General features: G+C 63.2%; 13 protein-coding genes. 8 read left to right on the top strand and 5 right to left on the bottom strand.

The genetic code is table 11. The annotated features are described in order from the left end of the window. Positions 1-17: 17 nt before the first annotated feature. Positions 18-539 (bottom strand): 3-hydroxyanthranilate 3,4-dioxygenase, encoded by a 522-nt coding sequence (locus ABD833_RS16800; RefSeq protein ID WP_345074559.1) that lies wholly within the window; start codon positions 537-539, stop codon positions 18-20. A gap of 800 nt (positions 540-1,339) precedes the next feature. Between ABD833_RS16800 and ABD833_RS16795 the strand changes: the two genes are divergently transcribed. The 3 genes from ABD833_RS16795 to ABD833_RS16785 all read left to right on the top strand — a co-directional run bounded on the left by ABD833_RS16795 (position 1,340) and on the right by ABD833_RS16785 (position 4,153). Further along, on the top strand, positions 1,340-2,131 hold the full coding sequence (locus tag ABD833_RS16795; RefSeq protein ID WP_345074557.1) for an SDR family oxidoreductase: 792 nt from the start codon (positions 1,340-1,342) through the stop codon (positions 2,129-2,131). A 101-nt stretch (positions 2,132-2,232) separates the two neighbouring features. Beyond that, complete coding sequence (locus tag ABD833_RS16790; RefSeq protein ID WP_345074555.1) at positions 2,233-2,955, top strand: glycosyltransferase family 2 protein; 723 nt, start codon at positions 2,233-2,235, stop codon at positions 2,953-2,955. A gap of 52 nt (positions 2,956-3,007) precedes the next feature. Further along, positions 3,008-4,153: an acyltransferase family protein gene (locus tag ABD833_RS16785; protein ID WP_345074554.1), complete on the top strand. Its 1,146-nt coding sequence runs from the start codon at positions 3,008-3,010 to the stop codon at positions 4,151-4,153. Positions 4,154-4,220: 67 nt separating this feature from the next. Here ABD833_RS16785 and ABD833_RS16780 read toward each other — a convergent pair whose 3' ends face one another. From ABD833_RS16780 to ABD833_RS16770, 3 genes are all read right to left on the bottom strand, one after another. Then, positions 4,221-6,113, bottom strand: coding sequence for a hypothetical protein (locus ABD833_RS16780; RefSeq protein ID WP_345074552.1), 1,893 nt, complete (start codon positions 6,111-6,113; stop codon positions 4,221-4,223). Positions 6,114-6,121: 8 nt separating this feature from the next. Continuing rightward, on the bottom strand, positions 6,122-6,676 hold the full coding sequence (locus ABD833_RS16775) for a hypothetical protein (protein ID WP_345074550.1): 555 nt from the start codon (positions 6,674-6,676) through the stop codon (positions 6,122-6,124). 138 nt (positions 6,677-6,814) lie between these two features. Then, entirely contained in the window at positions 6,815-7,360 is a 546-nt protein-coding gene (locus ABD833_RS16770; protein ID WP_345074548.1) for a carbohydrate binding domain-containing protein, read from the bottom strand. A 397-nt stretch (positions 7,361-7,757) separates the two neighbouring features. On the opposite strand from ABD833_RS16770, the gene ABD833_RS16765 reads away from it, so the two are divergent. The 5 genes from ABD833_RS16765 to ABD833_RS16745 all read left to right on the top strand — a co-directional run bounded on the left by ABD833_RS16765 (position 7,758) and on the right by ABD833_RS16745 (position 15,077). Continuing rightward, the gene (locus ABD833_RS16765; protein WP_345074546.1) at positions 7,758-10,058 is read left to right on the top strand and encodes a DUF6311 domain-containing protein; all 2,301 of its coding nucleotides are present in this window, start codon (positions 7,758-7,760) and stop codon (positions 10,056-10,058) included. 91 nt (positions 10,059-10,149) lie between these two features. Further along, entirely contained in the window at positions 10,150-10,893 is a 744-nt protein-coding gene (locus ABD833_RS16760) for a class I SAM-dependent DNA methyltransferase (RefSeq protein ID WP_345074544.1), read from the top strand. 14 nt (positions 10,894-10,907) lie between these two features. Next, positions 10,908-11,903 carry a glycosyltransferase family 2 protein gene (locus ABD833_RS16755; RefSeq protein ID WP_345074542.1) on the top strand — a complete coding sequence of 332 codons (996 nt, stop codon included), beginning with the start codon at positions 10,908-10,910 and terminating at the stop codon, positions 11,901-11,903. 69 nt (positions 11,904-11,972) lie between these two features. Continuing rightward, positions 11,973-13,514 (top strand): DUF2079 domain-containing protein, encoded by a 1,542-nt coding sequence (locus ABD833_RS16750; protein ID WP_345074541.1) that lies wholly within the window; start codon positions 11,973-11,975, stop codon positions 13,512-13,514. 120 nt (positions 13,515-13,634) lie between these two features. Beyond that, entirely contained in the window at positions 13,635-15,077 is a 1,443-nt protein-coding gene (locus ABD833_RS16745; RefSeq protein WP_345074540.1) for an aldehyde dehydrogenase, read from the top strand. Between the two features lie 2 nt (positions 15,078-15,079). On the opposite strand, the gene ABD833_RS16740 is transcribed toward ABD833_RS16745, so the two are convergent. Then, positions 15,080-16,567: an energy transducer TonB gene (locus ABD833_RS16740; RefSeq protein ID WP_345074539.1), complete on the bottom strand. Its 1,488-nt coding sequence runs from the start codon at positions 16,565-16,567 to the stop codon at positions 15,080-15,082. Positions 16,568-16,823 lie beyond the last annotated feature (256 nt).

The raw sequence follows: 16,823 nt of genomic DNA, 5'->3' as shown, positions 1-16,823 counted from the left end.
AACTAAAACCAAACCGTTTACTGGGCGGGGGCTTCCAGGTAGGTGCCGCAGCTGGTGCAGGTGCGCAGCTCATCATTCTGCCAGAAAGCCTGCATGATGGGCGGCAGCTGCCGGACGATGTCGGTAATTTCGGCAAACGCCTCGTGGAGCTTATGGCCGCAGTTTTCGCAGTACCACTGGAAGCCGTCGAGCTCCCCGGCGGTGCGGTAGCGTTCCAGCACCAGCCCCACCGTGCCGGCCGGCCGCCGGGGCGAATGGGGCACGCCCGGCGGCAGCAGAAACATTTCGCCGGCCCGGATGGGAATGTCCACCGACTTGCCGTCCTCGATAATCTTGACCACGATGTCGCCTTCGATTTGCAGAAACAGCTCCTCGCCTTCGTCGTAGTGGTAGTCCTTGCGGGCGTTGGGGCCGCCCACGACCATCACGATAAAGTCTTTATTGTCTTTGAACACCTGCTGATTGCCGACCGGGGGCTTGAGCAAATGGCGGTGCTCATCAATCCAGTGCTGAAAATTAAAAGGACGGGAAACGGGCATGGGCGGGGTGGTTAATATGCTGATGTGTTGGAATGTGTTGGAATGTGCTGATGTGTGGAGTGTGCTGATGTGCGGAATATGCTGATGTGCGGGAATGTGCTGATGTGTGGAGTGTGCTGATGTGCGGGAATGTGCTGATGTGCGAGAATGTGCTGATGTGCGAGAATGTGCTAATGTGGGAATGTGCTGATGTGTGGACTGTGCTAATGTGGGAATGTGCGGATGTGTGGACTATGCGGATGCGAGGGAATGTGCGGGTGTGGTTACAGCAGACGACTGGTACACGGAATATAAGACCGCTATAAGGTAAGAATGTAGTAACGCAATACTATGCCGGGATAGCAGTATGCGGGGGAGCGGGGAATGAGCTGTTTGGGGAGCCCGGCATTGGAGGCCGCACCCGTCGGGCCCAGCTGGCGCCGGGGACGCCGTCCGGTATTCAAATGTACTGCGCTTTACAAAAGCTGAAAGCCTTTCCCCTGGCATCCTGCAGAAGCATCAGCCAAAGCTGCCCTGGCCTGCCAAATATGCTGGCCGTTCCCACCCGCCGCATCCCCACACCAGCACATTCCAACACATTCCAACACATTCCAACACATCAACCACATTACCACATTCCAACACATTAACCACATTACCACATTAGCACATTCCAACACATTACCACATCAGCACATTCCAACACATTAACCACATTACCACATCAGCACATTCCAACACATTAACCACATCAGCACATTCCAACACATTACCACATCAGCACATTCCAACGCATTAGCACATTTGCCTACTTTTAGGGCGTGCAACCCGACCTCTCCTTCCAGCGCGCCCTCGTCGGCGGCAGTACCCAGGGCATCGGCCGCGCCGTCGCCGAAGAATTGGCCCGGCTTGGCGCCACCGTCACCTTACTGGCCCGCGACGAAGCCCGCCTGCGCCAGGTGGCCGCGGAGCTGCCCACGCCCCAGGGTCAGCAGCACGATTTTATCGTGGCCGACTTCAGCGCCCCCGAAACCCTGGCCCAACAGCTCCGGACGTATCTGACGGCCCAGCCCGACGGATTTCATATTCTGGTCAACAACACCGGCGGGCCGGCGGGGGGGCCGCTGCTGGCGGCTCCCGTGGCCGCGTTCCGGGCGGCATTTGAGCAGCACCTGGTATGCAACCATCTGCTGGCCCAGGCGGTGGTGCCCGCCATGCAGGCCCGGCGCTACGGCCGCATCATCAACATCATCAGTACCTCGGTGAAGGTGCCGCTGACCAACCTGGGCGTGTCGAACACCATCCGGGGCGCGGTAGCCAACTGGGCCAAGACCCTGGCCAACGAGCTGGGCGGCAGCGGCATCACCGTCAACAACGTGCTGCCGGGCGCTACCCTCACCCAGCGCCACACGTCCCTGATCGACAAAAAAGCGGCGCAGACCGGACAATCGGTTCAGGATATTGAGGCCGGTATGCTGCGGCTGATTCCGGCCGGGCGCTTCGGGCAGGCGGCGGAAGTAGCCCAGGCCGTCGCCTTCCTGGCATCGCCGGCGGCGGGCTACCTCAACGGCATCAACCTGCCCGTGGATGGCGGCCGCACGGGCAGCCTCTAAAATGCCCACGGCCCCGAATGCCGCGGTGAGCACCCAGGCATAGTGCCCGGCAGTATATTCCGGCTTATTTTTACCCGTTTCTTCCTAACGCCCGCTGCATTTTGGTTAAGTTCGACACCATCTCCATCATTATTCCGGTTTATAATGAAGCGCGCACCATCCACCAGATTCTCGATCTGCTGCGCGAGCTGAAGCTGGTCCATAACATTCAGAAGGAAATCATTCTGGTAAACGACTGCTCGACCGACAACTCGGCCGAAGTCATTGCGGCGTACACGACCCGCTACCCCGAAATGGGGCTGCGCCTGCTGCACCACAGCGTGAATCAGGGCAAAGGGGCCGCGCTGCACACCGGCATCCGGGAGGCTACCGGCGACTACGTCATCATTCAGGATGCCGATCTGGAGTACGATCCGGAGGAGTACAACGTGCTCTTCAAGCCTATTCTGCGGGGCTTCGCCGACGTGGTCTTCGGCTCCCGCTTCATGGGCGGCAACCCGCACCGCATCCTGTTTTTCTGGCACAGCATCGGCAACAATGTGCTTACCTTTCTGTCGAACATGTTCACCGACCTGAACCTGACGGACATGGAAACCTGCTACAAGCTGTTCCGCCGCGACATTCTTCAGGGTCTGACGCTGGAGGAAAAGCGGTTCGGCTTCGAGCCCGAAGTAACGGCGAAAGTGTCGCGGGTGCCCAATGTGCGCATCTATGAAGTGGGCATCAGCTACTACGGCCGCACCTACGCCGAGGGCAAGAAGATTGGCTGGCGCGACGGAGTCCGGGCCATCTACTGCATTCTGAAATACGGCCTGTTCGGCTAGTCATACCTCGTCGCCGCTCCCCGGCTCATCCCCCATCTTTCCCCGCCTGCTTATGCCGCTGCAGTCCGCTACTGCTACGCCCGATGTGGCCGCCCGACCGGCCGTGCAATTCACGGGGCTGGATTCGCTCCGCTGTTTCGCGGCCCTGGCCATTGTTATCTACCACAGCACCCTGGGCCTGGCCGAGCTACGCCAGCTGCCCCGCTCGGTAGGCAAGGTGCTGCACAACCTGCCGGTCGGCGTCGATTTTTTTCTGCTCATCAGCGGCTTTCTGATTACGTACCTGCTGCTGGCCGAAAAATCCCGCACGGGCACCATCAGCCTGCCGCGCTTCTACGTGCGACGGGCCCTGCGGATTTTCCCGCTGTATTTTCTGATCGTGGGCGTGGCCTGGTGGCTGCACGCCGATGCCCACCCCGAAATCGACTTCCGGCCTTACCTCTACTTCTGGGGTAATTTCTGGATGATTGAAACCAACAACTGGACGGTAGCGACACTCAATCCCCTCTGGTCGCTGTGCATCGAGGAGCAGTTTTATCTGGTTATTCCCCTGCTGGTGCTCCTGCTGCCCACTCGTCGCCTGCCGGCGCTGTTCGGCGGTATCGTGGTCCTGAGCATTGCCTTTCGCATCTACGCCACGCTGTCGCTCACGGTGGAAGGCAACTGGATGACGATCTACTGTCATACGCTGAGCCGCTGCGACCTGCTGGCGCTGGGCGGGCTGCTGGCGTGGCGGCACTTCACCCAGCCCATCCGGCTGCAGCTGGCCCCGTGGCTGCTGCCCGCCGCCGGGCTTTTCCTCGGGCTGCTGCTGAGCATTATCGACGGCTCCGATTTCAGCACCACCCACCTGGCCGCTTTCAAGAAATATCTCTACGTAGCCCCGCTGATGCTTATTTTCAGCTACGTCGTCTTCAACGAGCTGACGCCGACCGCGCCGGCCGCCGTGCAGCGGGTGGTCGATTACCTGGGGAAGATTTCCTACGGCCTGTACATGTACCACAGCCCCATCATCTTTTCCTTCGATGATAACTTCCCCCTGGACAGCTTCCCGCCGAACGAGTACAACCCGTACCTGCGGGTGGTCATCATCGTGCTGCTCACCGTGGCCGTATCGGCGGTTTCCTACGAGCTGTTCGAAAAGCAGATCCTGCGCCTGAAAAAGCGCTTTGAGGTCGTGCGCACCGCCCGGGCCTAGGCGCCAGTGCCCACCAGTTTCCCCGCCGCTTCGCTCCCACTGGTGCCGCCCGGATACCGCCCCGGAGCTAGCGGGCGCTTACGGCCGGCGGCTCTTTCAGCGTCAGCGCTTCCACCTGCACATCGTCGATAAAGCTGGGGGAGCCATTCTCATTGAGCACGAAGAGCTTGATCAAATCGTCGGGCTGCGCGTCGGCGGGCAGCGGAACGTCGAACCAGACCTGATTCCAGCGGCGGTTCGCACTCAGCTTGTTTTGCAGGCGCATGCCGTACCACTGCACCGTTTTACCGGCCCGATCTACCGACAGCACCAGCTTGGAGTTCCAGGCCCCGTAGTCGGAATACACCTGGCACGAGGCCCGCAGCCACTGCCCGGGCGCCACCCGGGCCTCCCCCGCTTTCAGCAGCAGCGCCGGGCCGTACTGATGGCCGGCATCGGAATGGAACGACTGTTTGCTGTAGTAGCCGAATTCAGCGGTGATGCCGGTTGCGGCCGAAACGGGCTCGGCGTCGAAATCCAGCTTACCCAGGGTGCGGCGGTCGTACTTCCACTCGGCCGCCGGCAAATGCGCGGGCACGTCGAGGCGGGCATAATCGGACTGGGTGGGCTGGGCATTGTTGAAAATGGCCCAGTAGTAGCTGGGCGTCATTTCTTCGGGGTGAATGATGGAGCTCATGTACTGCCAGTGCTGAAACAGGTTCAGGTCGACCAGTAGCACTACCAGCCCCAGAAAGGCCAGCTGCAACACGGGCCGCGGCCGCTGCTCGGTCACCCAATGCAGCAGGTAAGCCAGTGGCAGGCTCAGCACGGCATACGACTGCACCAGGGCCCGCTGGCCGATGCTGCCGCCGTACCACCAGATATCCCAGGCCGATACAATCCACAGATTGATCAGAAAGTAGGCCAGCACGGGCACGGCCACGGCCCGGTTGCGTCGCCACAGCACCACCAGGCCCGCCAGTGGCAGCAGCATGAGGGGAGTATACAGCAGCCAGCCCTTTTTGTAGCTGAACAGCACCTGCCGCACGTGCGGCCGCAGGAAGCTGAACGTCTGCTCCTGGTAGCTATAGAACAGGAAGTGACCGGTAGCCCACTTCCAGTACAGCAGCTGCGGCAGCACCCCCAGAAGCAGGCATAAACCCAGCAGCAGCACGTCGGGCCAGCGCCGGAGCAGCAGCCGGAGCTTGGCTTTGGCGCTGGCGACGGAGCCTACCCCCCACAGCACGGGCAGCAGCCCCGCCACGGCCTCCGTGGGCCGGATCAGAATCATCAGGCCCAACACCAGGCCCATGGCGGCAGCCCATTTCCAGTGGGGCCGCTCGTGCCACCGGATCACCAGCCCCAGCAGCAGGGCGTAGAGGGTGAACAGGTAGTTGTGGGCCATGGCCCCGTCGAAAACGGCGTATTGCAGGTAATTGGTCCCCAGCACCAGCAGCACCAGCACCGCCGCCGTCAGCAGGTCGGAGCAGTAGCGCAGCAGCACGTGGCGCAAGATTCCCAGGCCCAGCAGCGCGTAGAGCAGACCCCCAAAGGCAATGGCTATCTGATAGGGGGCCGAAAAGCCATCCTGAGCGTAGCCTGCCAGCCCGGCGGCCCAGTGGCCCAGCCAGAAAAACGGCGTGAACAGCAGCGCCAGGCCGCAGGTGTACTTCATCACCAGCGTGCCCTCGGCCGCGCCGGGCACCTGAAAGGCCTGGTAGAACCCACTGCTGGGCTGGTACTCGCGCATGATGTCGGGCGCGAACGTCAGGTGCGACAGGTCGTGGTAGATGAACTGGGCCGGCAGATACAGGTAGTAGCCCATTACGTCCCAGGTCAGGATAGCCTGCACGTTGTGCGTATCCCAGTAGGGCGCCCACAGGCGGGCCTGCACCATCAGAATAAACAGCCCCGCCAGGGCCAGAGCACTCCAGGGAGCCCGGGGGCCGGAGACTACCCCGGCTTCAGGAGATTGGGACATAGGTAGTGCTAGTTGGCAGCTACCGCCGTGAGCTGCAGGTCATCGACGTACGTCGGGGCCGTGGCCTGATCGTTCCAGAGGTATATTTTCACCTCGTTGGTGGCGGCAGCGGTGGCGGGCAGCGTCACGGGCAGCGTTACGGCCTGCCACTTATTAAACGACTTGACCACCTTCCCGATATCAAGGGTGCGGTAGAACACTTTGGCAGTATCGGTGCGGCTCCTGGTTACCTGCACCACCAGGCGCGCCGTGCTCCCCGTACTGGCCCGCAGCGCCCAGCCCCGCAGCTCATAGGCCCGGGTCAGCTTAGGGTCGAGCCGGTCGAGCTGCCGCACGTAGGTGTAGCTGAAGGGAATCCCCGGGTTGGTCTGAACAGACCAGCGGCCGGAGTGCGCCTTGTCGGTTGTAAGCAAGCCCTCCTGGACGTCGTTCCACCCGGCGCTGGCCTCGAAATCGTTGGCCAGCAGACTACCCTCGCCCGTCGTGACCGGGACCTCCGACTTACAGGAAACCATCAGCGACAGGCTCGCCAAACCAAGGGAAACAACGTACCGGAGTCGCATAGATTTCAAAGCAAGACGAAGACTAAAGTATCGGCGGCTACCGGTCGGCGTAGGCCATACCGGTAGCGGCTGGTGGTAAAGCCCTTGCGCCAGACCAGCCGGCAGGCCGGAAGTGGTAGCGGGCCGGGCCGGCCGCCGTTATTCCGCGCTGACGATGGTCAGATCGTCCAGGAAGATGGGCTTGCCCGCGCTGTTGCCCCACAGGTAGACGCCCAGAATCTGGTCGTTGGCCACGTTTTCGGGCAGTACCAGGTCCGCTTTGAGCTCGGTCCACTCGCCGGGCTTGCTGCCCGCCGACAGCGGCAGTCCTTTCCAGAACACTTTCTCGTCGGTTCCCGGCTTGGTCACCTGCACCACCAGCTGCGCGGGTGTGTTGGGCTCATCGGTTCTGACCCAGCCGTGCAGCGTCAGCTTCCGGGGCTTGGTAGCGGTGATCTGGCCCAGGGGCGAGTGGAAGGCGGCGCCGCCGTACTCCGTGCCCCCGCCGACAGTAAGGGAATATTTGCCGCTGTGCGCGAATTTTTTGCTTAACGAGCCGCTGGCGTTATCCACCCAGCCCACCAGGTTATCGAAGTTGGTGTCTACCAGGGTTTTATCGTCCTTAACGGCCGTATCGGAGCCACCACAGCCGACGAGCAGCACACCAACAAACAGAAAAGAAAGCGAAGAGGAGAGAATGCGCATTGGGGTAAAAAGAAGTGAGCTTGTAAAAAATCAATTTGCCTGGAATAGCCGCCGGGCCGGGGTTGAGCCAGGCCCGGGCGGTTGGGCCCGAGCGTCAGAAGAGTGTCGCGCCCGACCAAGCGTCGGGGCGGGTATAGCGGACTGCGGTCTTTTCGCAATCAGGCAAGCCGGCCGCCACTCCCACAGTTACAATCCGGAATAATGAGCGGTGCATAACAAAGCGGGCGGGATAAATGGCGGGTTTTCCGGGCAAATATAGGTTGACCGCAGGATATAGTAAGGATTATTATGGTCCGCATACCGTAGTTTTGACCTTCGTAGCGGTAACCTTCGCCGCCATTTACGCCTCCCTGTTTTATTCCGGCTGCGCCGGAAGTATCTGACTTGTGTTCCTAGTATGATTCTATTGCGTCGCAATGCCCACTGGCTGGGTCTGCTCATCGTGGCCCTGGCTAGCGCCGGACTGCTGGTGGCTTTCTTCGGCCCCGTGCTGGCCAACCCGGACGACTACTTTTTCCAGGCCGGCGGCGACGGTATCCAGAGCTACTTTGCCACGGCCTACTACGCTCTCTACGACTCCGGCCAGCATTTCTCGGGCATGAACTACCCGTTCGGCGAGAACGTCAACTACCCCAACCTGCAACCGCTTATTGCCTGGAGCATCGCCGGGCTGCAGCACCTGGGCATCCCGGCCGCCAAGCACACGATAGGCATCACGAACCTGCTGGCGCTGCTGAGCTTGTGGGCTACCCCGCCCGTGCTGTACGCCATCCTGCGCCGGCTGGGCCTGGCCATCTGGTACGCGGTGCTCACGGCCCTGATTATCGGGTTTCTGTCGCCCCAGGTGCAGCGGCTCGGGGGGCATATGTCGCTGAGCTACGCGTGCTTTATGCCGCTGCTCTGGTACTTCATCATCCGGATGCAGGAAGCGCCGCAGCAGTGGCGGTGGTATGTGCTGTTCGGGGTGAGCAGCCTGCTGATGGGCGCGGTGATGCTGTATTTCCTCGCCTGCGGCTGCTTTCTGCTGCTGGCCCACGCGGTGGTGCTGTTCTTCCAGCGGCCCCGGCCCCTGGCACTGCTCTGGCGCATGACCCTGACGGCGCTGTTGCCCCTGCTCTTGTTCCGGGGCTGGCTCTGGGCCACTGACCCTATCACTGACCGGCCGCCCAATCCGTTCGGCTTTCTGGTGTATATGGCTACCCCGGGCGGCGTTTTTACGCCCGCGCTGGCGCCGCTGCGGCCCTTATGGGCCGGGCTTTTCCATACCAAAGACATCAGCTTCGAGGCCTCCTCTTATATCGGGCTGGTCTGCACGGGCGTACTGGCCGTGGCGGGGCTGCGGCTGGTGTGGCAGTGGGGCAAACGGCGCCGCCAGCGCCGCGGTCTGGGCCAGGGCGTACCGGCTAGCTTATACACCGGCATGTGGGCCGCCGCGCTCCTGCTGCTTTTTTCCCTTGGTCTGCCATTCATTCTGCCGGGGCTTGAGGGCCTGCTCGACTATACGGGGCCCCTCAAGCAGTTCCGGGCCCTGGGCCGGTTTGCCTGGCCGTTCTACTACGCGTGCAGCGTTTTTGTCGCCTACTATCTGTACCGGCTGGCGCGCTACCAGCGGCAGCGGGGTATTCCGCTCCGGGCCCTGCCCTGGATTCCGCTGCTGTTAATTATCTGGGGCGCCGAAGCGTGGATCAATATTTCCACCAAAGCCGCGGAAGTAGCCCAGGGCTACGGGGCCCGGGCTTTCATGGACCCGGGCACCAGTCTGGCCCCGCAGCTCAGCTGGGCCGGCCGCCGGCCTTCCGATTTCCAGGCCATTCTGCCCTTGCCCTACATGAACAAGGGCACGGATAAGATTGACCTCAGTGGCTCCGCCAACTCCGTATTCCAGGCCCACAAGCTGGCGCTGGCCACCGGGTTGCCGGAGTTGGCCACCTACGTTTCCCGGCCTTCCGTTGAGCAGATGCTCCGGCACGTGCAGCTGCTGAGCAGCCCCCTGGTGGAAAAGCCCCTCCTCAACGACTTTCCCTCGCGCAAGCCTATTCTGCTGCTGGTAACGCCGGATGTGCTCACGCCGGAAGAGCAGCGGCTGGTCAGCATCTCCCGGCTACTGGTGTCCTCCCCCGAGGCTAAGCTGTACGAGCTGCCGCTGGCAGCCCTGGGGGCCACCGGGCTGGCCCGGGAGCGGGCGAAAGCGCGGGTACTGCTGCCGCAGCTGGCGGTGCGGCCAGGCGGACTATATGCAACCACGCCCAAAGGCGTCGTACGCGAATCGTTCGGCCAAAGCCCCGACCGGCGCGGCCGCTTGGCAGCGGGGGCCTTTCACGAGCCCAAAGAACAGTGGTCGGTGCTTTACCGCGGCCCGGTACCCCCGCCGGCCGACACCGGCCGCTACGAAGTGAGCGTGTGGATCAATGCCAAAACTGATTATGGGACCGGCGGGCTACAGGTGCGGCAATACCGCCAGCAGGAAGTGGTGGACGAACAAAACGCGGACGGCCGCCTGTCGATGGAAATCGATGGCGACTGGTTTCGCATGGTCGTGCCCGTTCGCGTGCGGCCCGGCGTGACGGGCCTGGAGGTCCGCTACTACAACCGCGACCTGCTGGCCGACGACCTGCTGATCCGACCGGCTGACACGGACGTGTACTGGCTCGATACGCGGCGGCAGCCCGTTCTGAACGGCTATCCGCTGGGCCGCTGAAGCGGGCCAGTCCCGGAAGAAAATCTGCCCGGCGGCGCGCCCACCCTGGCCCGGGGCCGCCGGACTACCATCAATCCGATACCTTTACCAAATGGATTTAGCTTACGAGACCACCTATCATGAGTTGGAAGAACAGCACTGGTGGTTTCAGTCGCGCCGGGATTTTATATTCTCGCTGGTGCAGGATCTGAATCTCGCCAAGGATACGGCCCTGCTGGAAGTGGGCTGCTCCGGGGGGCCGCTGCTGCAGCGCCTCCGGCACGAAGGCTATACCAACCTCACCGGCATCGACCTGAGTGCGCCCGCTATTGCCCTGGCCCGGCGGCGGCAGGTGCCCAACGTGCAGGTTATGGATGGCGCCCGGCTTAGTTTCCCGACGGCCGCCTTCGACGTCGTAGTAGCCTCCGACGTGCTCGAACATATCGAAGACGAGCAGCAGGCCCTGCGCGAATGGCTGCGGGTGCTGCGGCCCGGGGGCTGCCTGCTGGTGTTTGTGCCGGCCTTTCAGCTGCTGTGGAGCGACCACGACGTGGTCAACCATCATTTCCGGCGCTATTCCGCGGAGCAGCTGCGCCAGAGCCTGACAAGGGCGGGCCTGCATACCCAGCGCCAGTCGTACTGGAACTCGGCCCTGTTTCTGCCCGCCGCCATCGTGCGGCTGGTGCAGCGCCTGCGGCCCACGTCCCAAAGCCCTCCTTCCGGTGACCTGCAGGTGCTGCCCGGCATCCTGAACGGGGCCCTGCTCACGCTGTTGCGGTGCGAAAACCGCTTGCTGCGCCACGTGAACCTGCCCGTCGGCATCAGCACGTTCGCGCTGGCCCGTAAGCCTGTTTAGAAAATCTGTCCTCTATGTCTGTGCCATCCCACCCGGTCGACCTTTCCGTCATCATCCCGATTTACAACGAGGAAGAAAACATTGCCGCGCTCTTTACCCGCCTGAGCGGCGTGCTGGAGCCGATGCAGCTGCGCTACGAGCTTATTTTTATCAACGACGGCTCCCGCGACCGGTCGCTGGCCCTGATCCAGAACCTGGCGGCCCGCGACCCCCGGGTGCGCTACATCGACTTCAGCCGCAATTTTGGCCACCAGATTGCCGTTACGGCAGGGCTGGACCTGGCGGCGGGCGAGGCCGTGGCCATCATTGATGCCGACCTGCAGGACCCGCCGGAGCTGATTCCGGACCTGTATCAGAAATTACAGCACGGCTACGAGGTGGTGTACGCCAAGCGCCGCTCCCGCCAGGGCGAAAGCGCGGCCAAGAAGCTCACGGCCAAGCTGTTTTACCGCCTCCTGGCCAGCATCACCAACATTTCCATCCCCGTCGATACCGGCGACTTCCGCATTATCTCCCGCAAGGTGGTCGATGCCCTCAAGCTGATGCCGGAGCAGAATAAGTTTATCCGGGGCCAGATTTCCTGGATCGGCTACCGCCAGACCTACCTCGAATACGACCGGGCGGAACGGGCGGGCGGCGAAACCGGCTACACCTACCGCAAGATGATCCGGCTGGCCCTGGACGGCATCACGGGCTTCTCCGACGCGCCCCTGAAAGCGGCCACCATCGGCGGCTTTCTCGTGTCGGGGCTGGCTTTTCTGGTGATGCTCTACACCTTATACGCCCGCTTTGTGAGCCATGAGTACGAGCCCGGCTGGGCGTCGCTGATGGTCAGCATCCTGTTTCTGGGCGGCGTGCAGCTTATTGCCGTGGGCATCATCGGCGAATACATTGCCCGCCTCAGCGCCAACGTGCGCCAGCGGCCGCTCTACATCATCTCGGATACCAATATTCCGGTGGGTGCCGCTCCGCCACCGCTGCAGCAGTCAGGCATCGGTCATTCCGCTTAGGCACTTTCCGGCCTGGCCTCCCTGGCCCGCGTACTTTCCCTGCTTTTGCCCTCCCGAATGCCGCGCCCCGTGTCGTTATTTTCTGTCTCCCCGGCTGCCCAAAGCCAGCCCCGGCTGGCCGGCCAACCGACGCAGTGGGCTTTGCACCTGGGATTCGGCGTTATTTTCGCGGCCATTTCCCTGGTCAACCACTACAACTTCCGCACATACGCCCTCGACCTGGGCATGGCCAGCCACGCGCTGCGGGAGCTGAGTCAGCTGCGGGCCCCGCTGACCACCCTGCTCACCGACTCGGCCCCGACCAGCTTTTTCTCGGCCCACTTCACCCTGATTCCGGTGCTGGTGGCCCCGCTGTACTGGCTGTTTGGCTCCTGGACGCTGCTGCTCGTCCAGCTGGGGGCCATCCTGCTGGGCGGCCGCGGCGTCTGGGTGTTTGCCCGTGGGCAGGGCGCCCCGCTGCCTGAGGCCAACCTGATCCTGGCTTACTTCTACAGCATCTGGGGAATCTACTCCGCGCTCAGCTTCGACTACCACGACAACGTAGTTGGGGCGATGATGCTGCCGTGGCTGCTGCACTGGTTCCGCGAGCGGCGCTGGGCCGGCGTCGCGCTGACTTATGGGCTGCTGCTCATCAGCAAGGAAAATATGGCGCTGCTGGCCGCCGCCGTGGCCCTGGGCGCGGCGTGGCAATACCGCCGGCAGCGGCAGCTGGTGCTGGTGGCCCTGCTGGGCGCGTTGGGCGCAGTGGTATATTTCGGGCTGGTAACCAAGTGGCTGATGCCGGCACTCGACTACGCCCACCGGCCCTTTCAGCAGCTGATCCGCTACCAGCACCTGGGCACTTCGCTACCCGCCATTGCGGGTCAGCTGGTGCTCCACCCGCAGCAGCTGGTCCAGAGCCTGCTGGTCAACATCACCGGTGACCCGGCATACGACTACATCAAGCTGGAAATGTGGGGCGTCCTGCTGCTGTCGGGGGGTGTGGCCTTGGTGTGGCGGCCCTGGTATCTGCTGATGCTGGTGCCCGTGCTGGCCCAGAAGCTGCTGGCCAACGACTACGGCCTCTGGGGCATCAATGGGCAGTATTCCATCGAGTTTGCCCCTTTGCTGGCCCTGGCCGTAGCGGAAACCAGCCGGCAGCGGCCCCCGGCCACCCGGCGGCGCTATCTGGTCATAACACTCGTTTTGGCCGCTCTGACGACCATCGGGACCCTGTACGGGCGGCAAAGCAAGTGGTACAACCGGGAAAACACCAACTTCCTGAGCCGCCGTCACTACCGCAGCCCGCTCAACGTGGCGGCCCTGCACACCGCCCTGGCCCGCATTCCCGCAGAAGCCGCACTCAGCGCGCAGTCGAACCTGGCCCCCTGGCTGACCGACCGGAGCAAGCTCTACCACTTCCCGGTGCTGCGCGATGCCCGGTATATCGCGCTGCTGCGGCATCCCACTAAGGAGACCTCCTGGCCACTAAGTGTTGAAGAGCAAATGCAGCAGCTAGCCCGCCTCCGCACCCGGCCCACCATCCGGGTGGTGTATGAAGATGCGCAGTTTATCCTGTTGGAGCGCACCACCATCCAGGCCGCTGACGAAGTTCCCCTCCCGCGGAAGTAGCCGTTCGGACTGCGCCCGCTGACGCTGACGCCCGGAGGCTGGAAAACAAGCCCCCAAGCGGGCCGGCCCCGGCTTTGCGTAGCTTTGCCGGGCCCCACCTCCGCCTTTGCCGCCATCCTCATGCTCCAGATTCAAAACTTCATCAACGGCCGGTTCGTGGCTCCCATCGCCGGCCGCTACCTCGACAACATCGACCCCGCCACCGGGCAGGTCTACGGCCGGATTCCGGATTCCGACGCCGCCGACGTGCAGCTGGCAGTAGCCGCCGCTCAGGCCGCTTTTCCGGCCTGGCGCGCCCTGGCGGCCGAAAAGCGGGGGCAGCTATTGGTGCGTATTGCCGGGCTGATTGAGCGGGATCTGGAGCGGCTGGCCCAGGCCGAAAGTCAGGATAATGGCAAGCCCGTGGCCCTGGCCCGGGTGGTGGATATTCCGCGGGCGGCCAGCAACTTCGCCTTCTTCGGCACCGGCATCGGGCACTTCGCTTCCGAAACCCACTTCCAGGAAGGCGTGGCTCTGAACTATACGGTGCGTCACCCGCTGGGCGTGGTGGGCTGCATTTCGCCCTGGAACCTGCCGCTCTACCTCTTCACCTGGAAAATTGCCCCCGCGCTGGCCGCCGGCAACTGCGTGGTGGCCAAGCCCTCGGAAATTACGCCCGCCACGGCTTTTTTACTGGCGGAGCTGTGCCAGGAAGCCGGGCTGCCCGCGGGCGTGCTCAACATCGTGCACGGCACCGGGCCGGGCGCGGGGCAGGCCATTGTAGAGCACCCATTGGTAAAAGCCCTCAGCTTCACGGGCGGCACCAAGACCGGCGAGCATATTGCCCGTACGGCGGCCCCGATGTTTAAAAAGCTTTCGCTGGAGCTGGGCGGCAAAAACCCCAACGTCATTTTTGCCGACTGCGACCTGGCGGCGGCCGTGAGTACCAGCGTGCAGTCCAGCTTCAGCAACCAGGGGCAGATTTGCCTCTGCGGGTCGCGCATCTTTATTGAGCGGCCCGTGTACGAGCAGTTCAAAACCGCTTTTCTGGCCCGCGTAGCTGGTCTCACCGTGGGTGACCCGCAGCAGGAAGACACCAGGCAGGGCGCGCTGGTAAGCGAGGCTCATTTGCTGAAAGTACAGGCCTACATCGAGCTGGCCCGGCAGGAAGGCGGCACCTTGCTGGCGGGCGGGCAGCGCGTGCAGCTGGCAGGGCGCTGCGCCGGGGGCTACTTCCTCCAGCCCACGGTGTTTGAAGGCCTGGCCCCCGACTGCCGCACCAACCGCGAAGAAATATTCGGACCCGTGGTCACCCTGACGCCTTTCGACACGGAAGCCGAAGCGCTGGAATGGGCCAACGGCACCGACTACGGCCTGTCGGCCACCGTCTGGACCCGCGACCTGGACCGGGCCCACCGGGTTGCCCACGCGCTGCACGCCGGCGTGGTCTGGATCAATACCTGGCTGCTGCGCGACCTGCGTACGCCGTTCGGGGGCATGAAAAACTCCGGCGTAGGCCGCGAAGGCGGGCTGGAAGCGCTGCGGTTTTTCACCGAAGCGCAGAACGTGTGCGTGAAGCTGTAAGGCTACTCCAGCTTTGCCAGGGCCTTTTCCAGCTCGGCCAGGGTCGTTTCCCGGAACTCCAGGTCTTCGGCCGGGTACTGCCCGGTGATGGTTTGCCGTAGTGCCAGATACGGCGTGCCATTCCGGTACTGCACGCCTACCACCACCGCGGGCTGGTTGGCGGGCACCCCCGCGAAATGGTAGCCATCGGCCTGGGGCTGACCCGGCACGATGGTATTACTTGCCTGAAATACGAGATGCACGCTGGTCGTCGGCTCAGCTGCCGCGGTAGCCGTGAAAGCCACCGGCGGCCCCCCGGGGCGCCACACCCGCTCACAGGTCAGCCACCCCAGTCGGTCAGCCGGAAAGGCGTAATGGTCGGCGGCCGGCTCCACGGCAGCGACTTCCTCCGGGCTGTCATCGGCGGGAGCCGGTACCGTATCGACCGGAATAGTCGCGTCCTGAGCCGTTGCAGCAGTTATCTGCCCCGGCTGAAAGGAGAAGCGGATGGGCAGCATCATCTTCACTTTCACGAATTCGCCGCCCTGCTGCGCGGGAGTCCAGTGGCCGGAGGTCTGGCGCAGTACCCGGAGCACTTCCTCGTCGCAGCCGTCGCCGATGCCGCGCAGAATAGTGGGCGCCACCACCTGCCCGGCCTCATCAACCACGAAGGAAGCGTATACCAGGCCTTCGGTTTTGTTGGCCTGCGCGGCCGGCGGATACCGGATCAGCCGGTTGATATCGGCCGGACCATTGCCGTAGCTGGGCATCCGGGTGGCCTGAGTGGCAATAGTTTCCTGGGCCGGTTGACGGTTGGTGGGGCCGGCCGCCACCCAATGCGTAGGGGACTGACGCCGGTTGCCGTTGCCATAAAACAGCCGCATGCCTTTTTGTCGCCGCGAAAAAGGAACCTCCAGCTGGAAGGCCTGCCCCGCGGCTACCTGCAACGGCTGCCCGGCGGCCGAAGCCCGCACCAGCACAATCCCCCCCGAATCGAGCAGGTCGCCGGCGGCAGTCACCGTGGACAGGTTCGACAGCAGCATGTCGGCCAGCGTGTAGCACTCTTTCAGCTCTATCCACACGGGACCGGCGGCCGGCACCTGCCGCGCATCCACCAGAATCTGCGCCGGCAGGCGGACGATAGTGCCTTCGCGGCCGTGAACTTCCGCCGGTTGGGTAGGGTCGATCCGGAAATACTCGCTGGCCTTCAGGGTCAGATCATGCAGCCGCGCTTCGGAGGGTGGCGGGGCCGTGGTATCGGTTGCCGACGGCCGCAGGGTTCCTCGTCGGTAGACCAACGGGGCGTTGGGATTGGTGCGATGCGCCAGCCGGTGCCAGGAACGGGAAACGGCCTGTCCCGTTGCCGGCGTTGCGGGCAATGAGTCGTTCAGGGCAGGCGCCGGGTTTACCGGCGCGGCTGGTTCCGAACGGACTGGCTTCTCCGTCTGGCAACTCCCTAAACCAGCCAGCAGGAAGCCCCCCAGCAGGAGGCAGGGTTTGATCTTAAGCATGCGCATGGAGGCATTCTACGGAAAAACCACCGAAACAACCGCCTCGTAAGGCATTTTATTGCGCCCCGGCGGAGCTTACGGCGGAGCCTAGACCCAATGTCGGAAAAGCCGGTATGATGGGCCGGTGGAGGCAGGCGGGTGAAATACCGGCCCCTACCAGGCGTTACCTGGGTTAGTGGGTTTGATTCGGGCTGGCCAACGTCGATGGTTTACCCGGGCCTGCGGCGGCAACCAGGCTGTTGGCAGGAAACTTCCC

The organism is Hymenobacter fastidiosus (assembly GCF_039539565.1).
In the GTDB taxonomy this organism is placed as follows: Bacteria; Bacteroidota; Bacteroidia; order Cytophagales; family Hymenobacteraceae; genus Hymenobacter; species Hymenobacter fastidiosus.
Note: the sequence above shows the minus strand (reverse complement) of the source record. Positions and strands in the feature narration are given on the sequence as shown.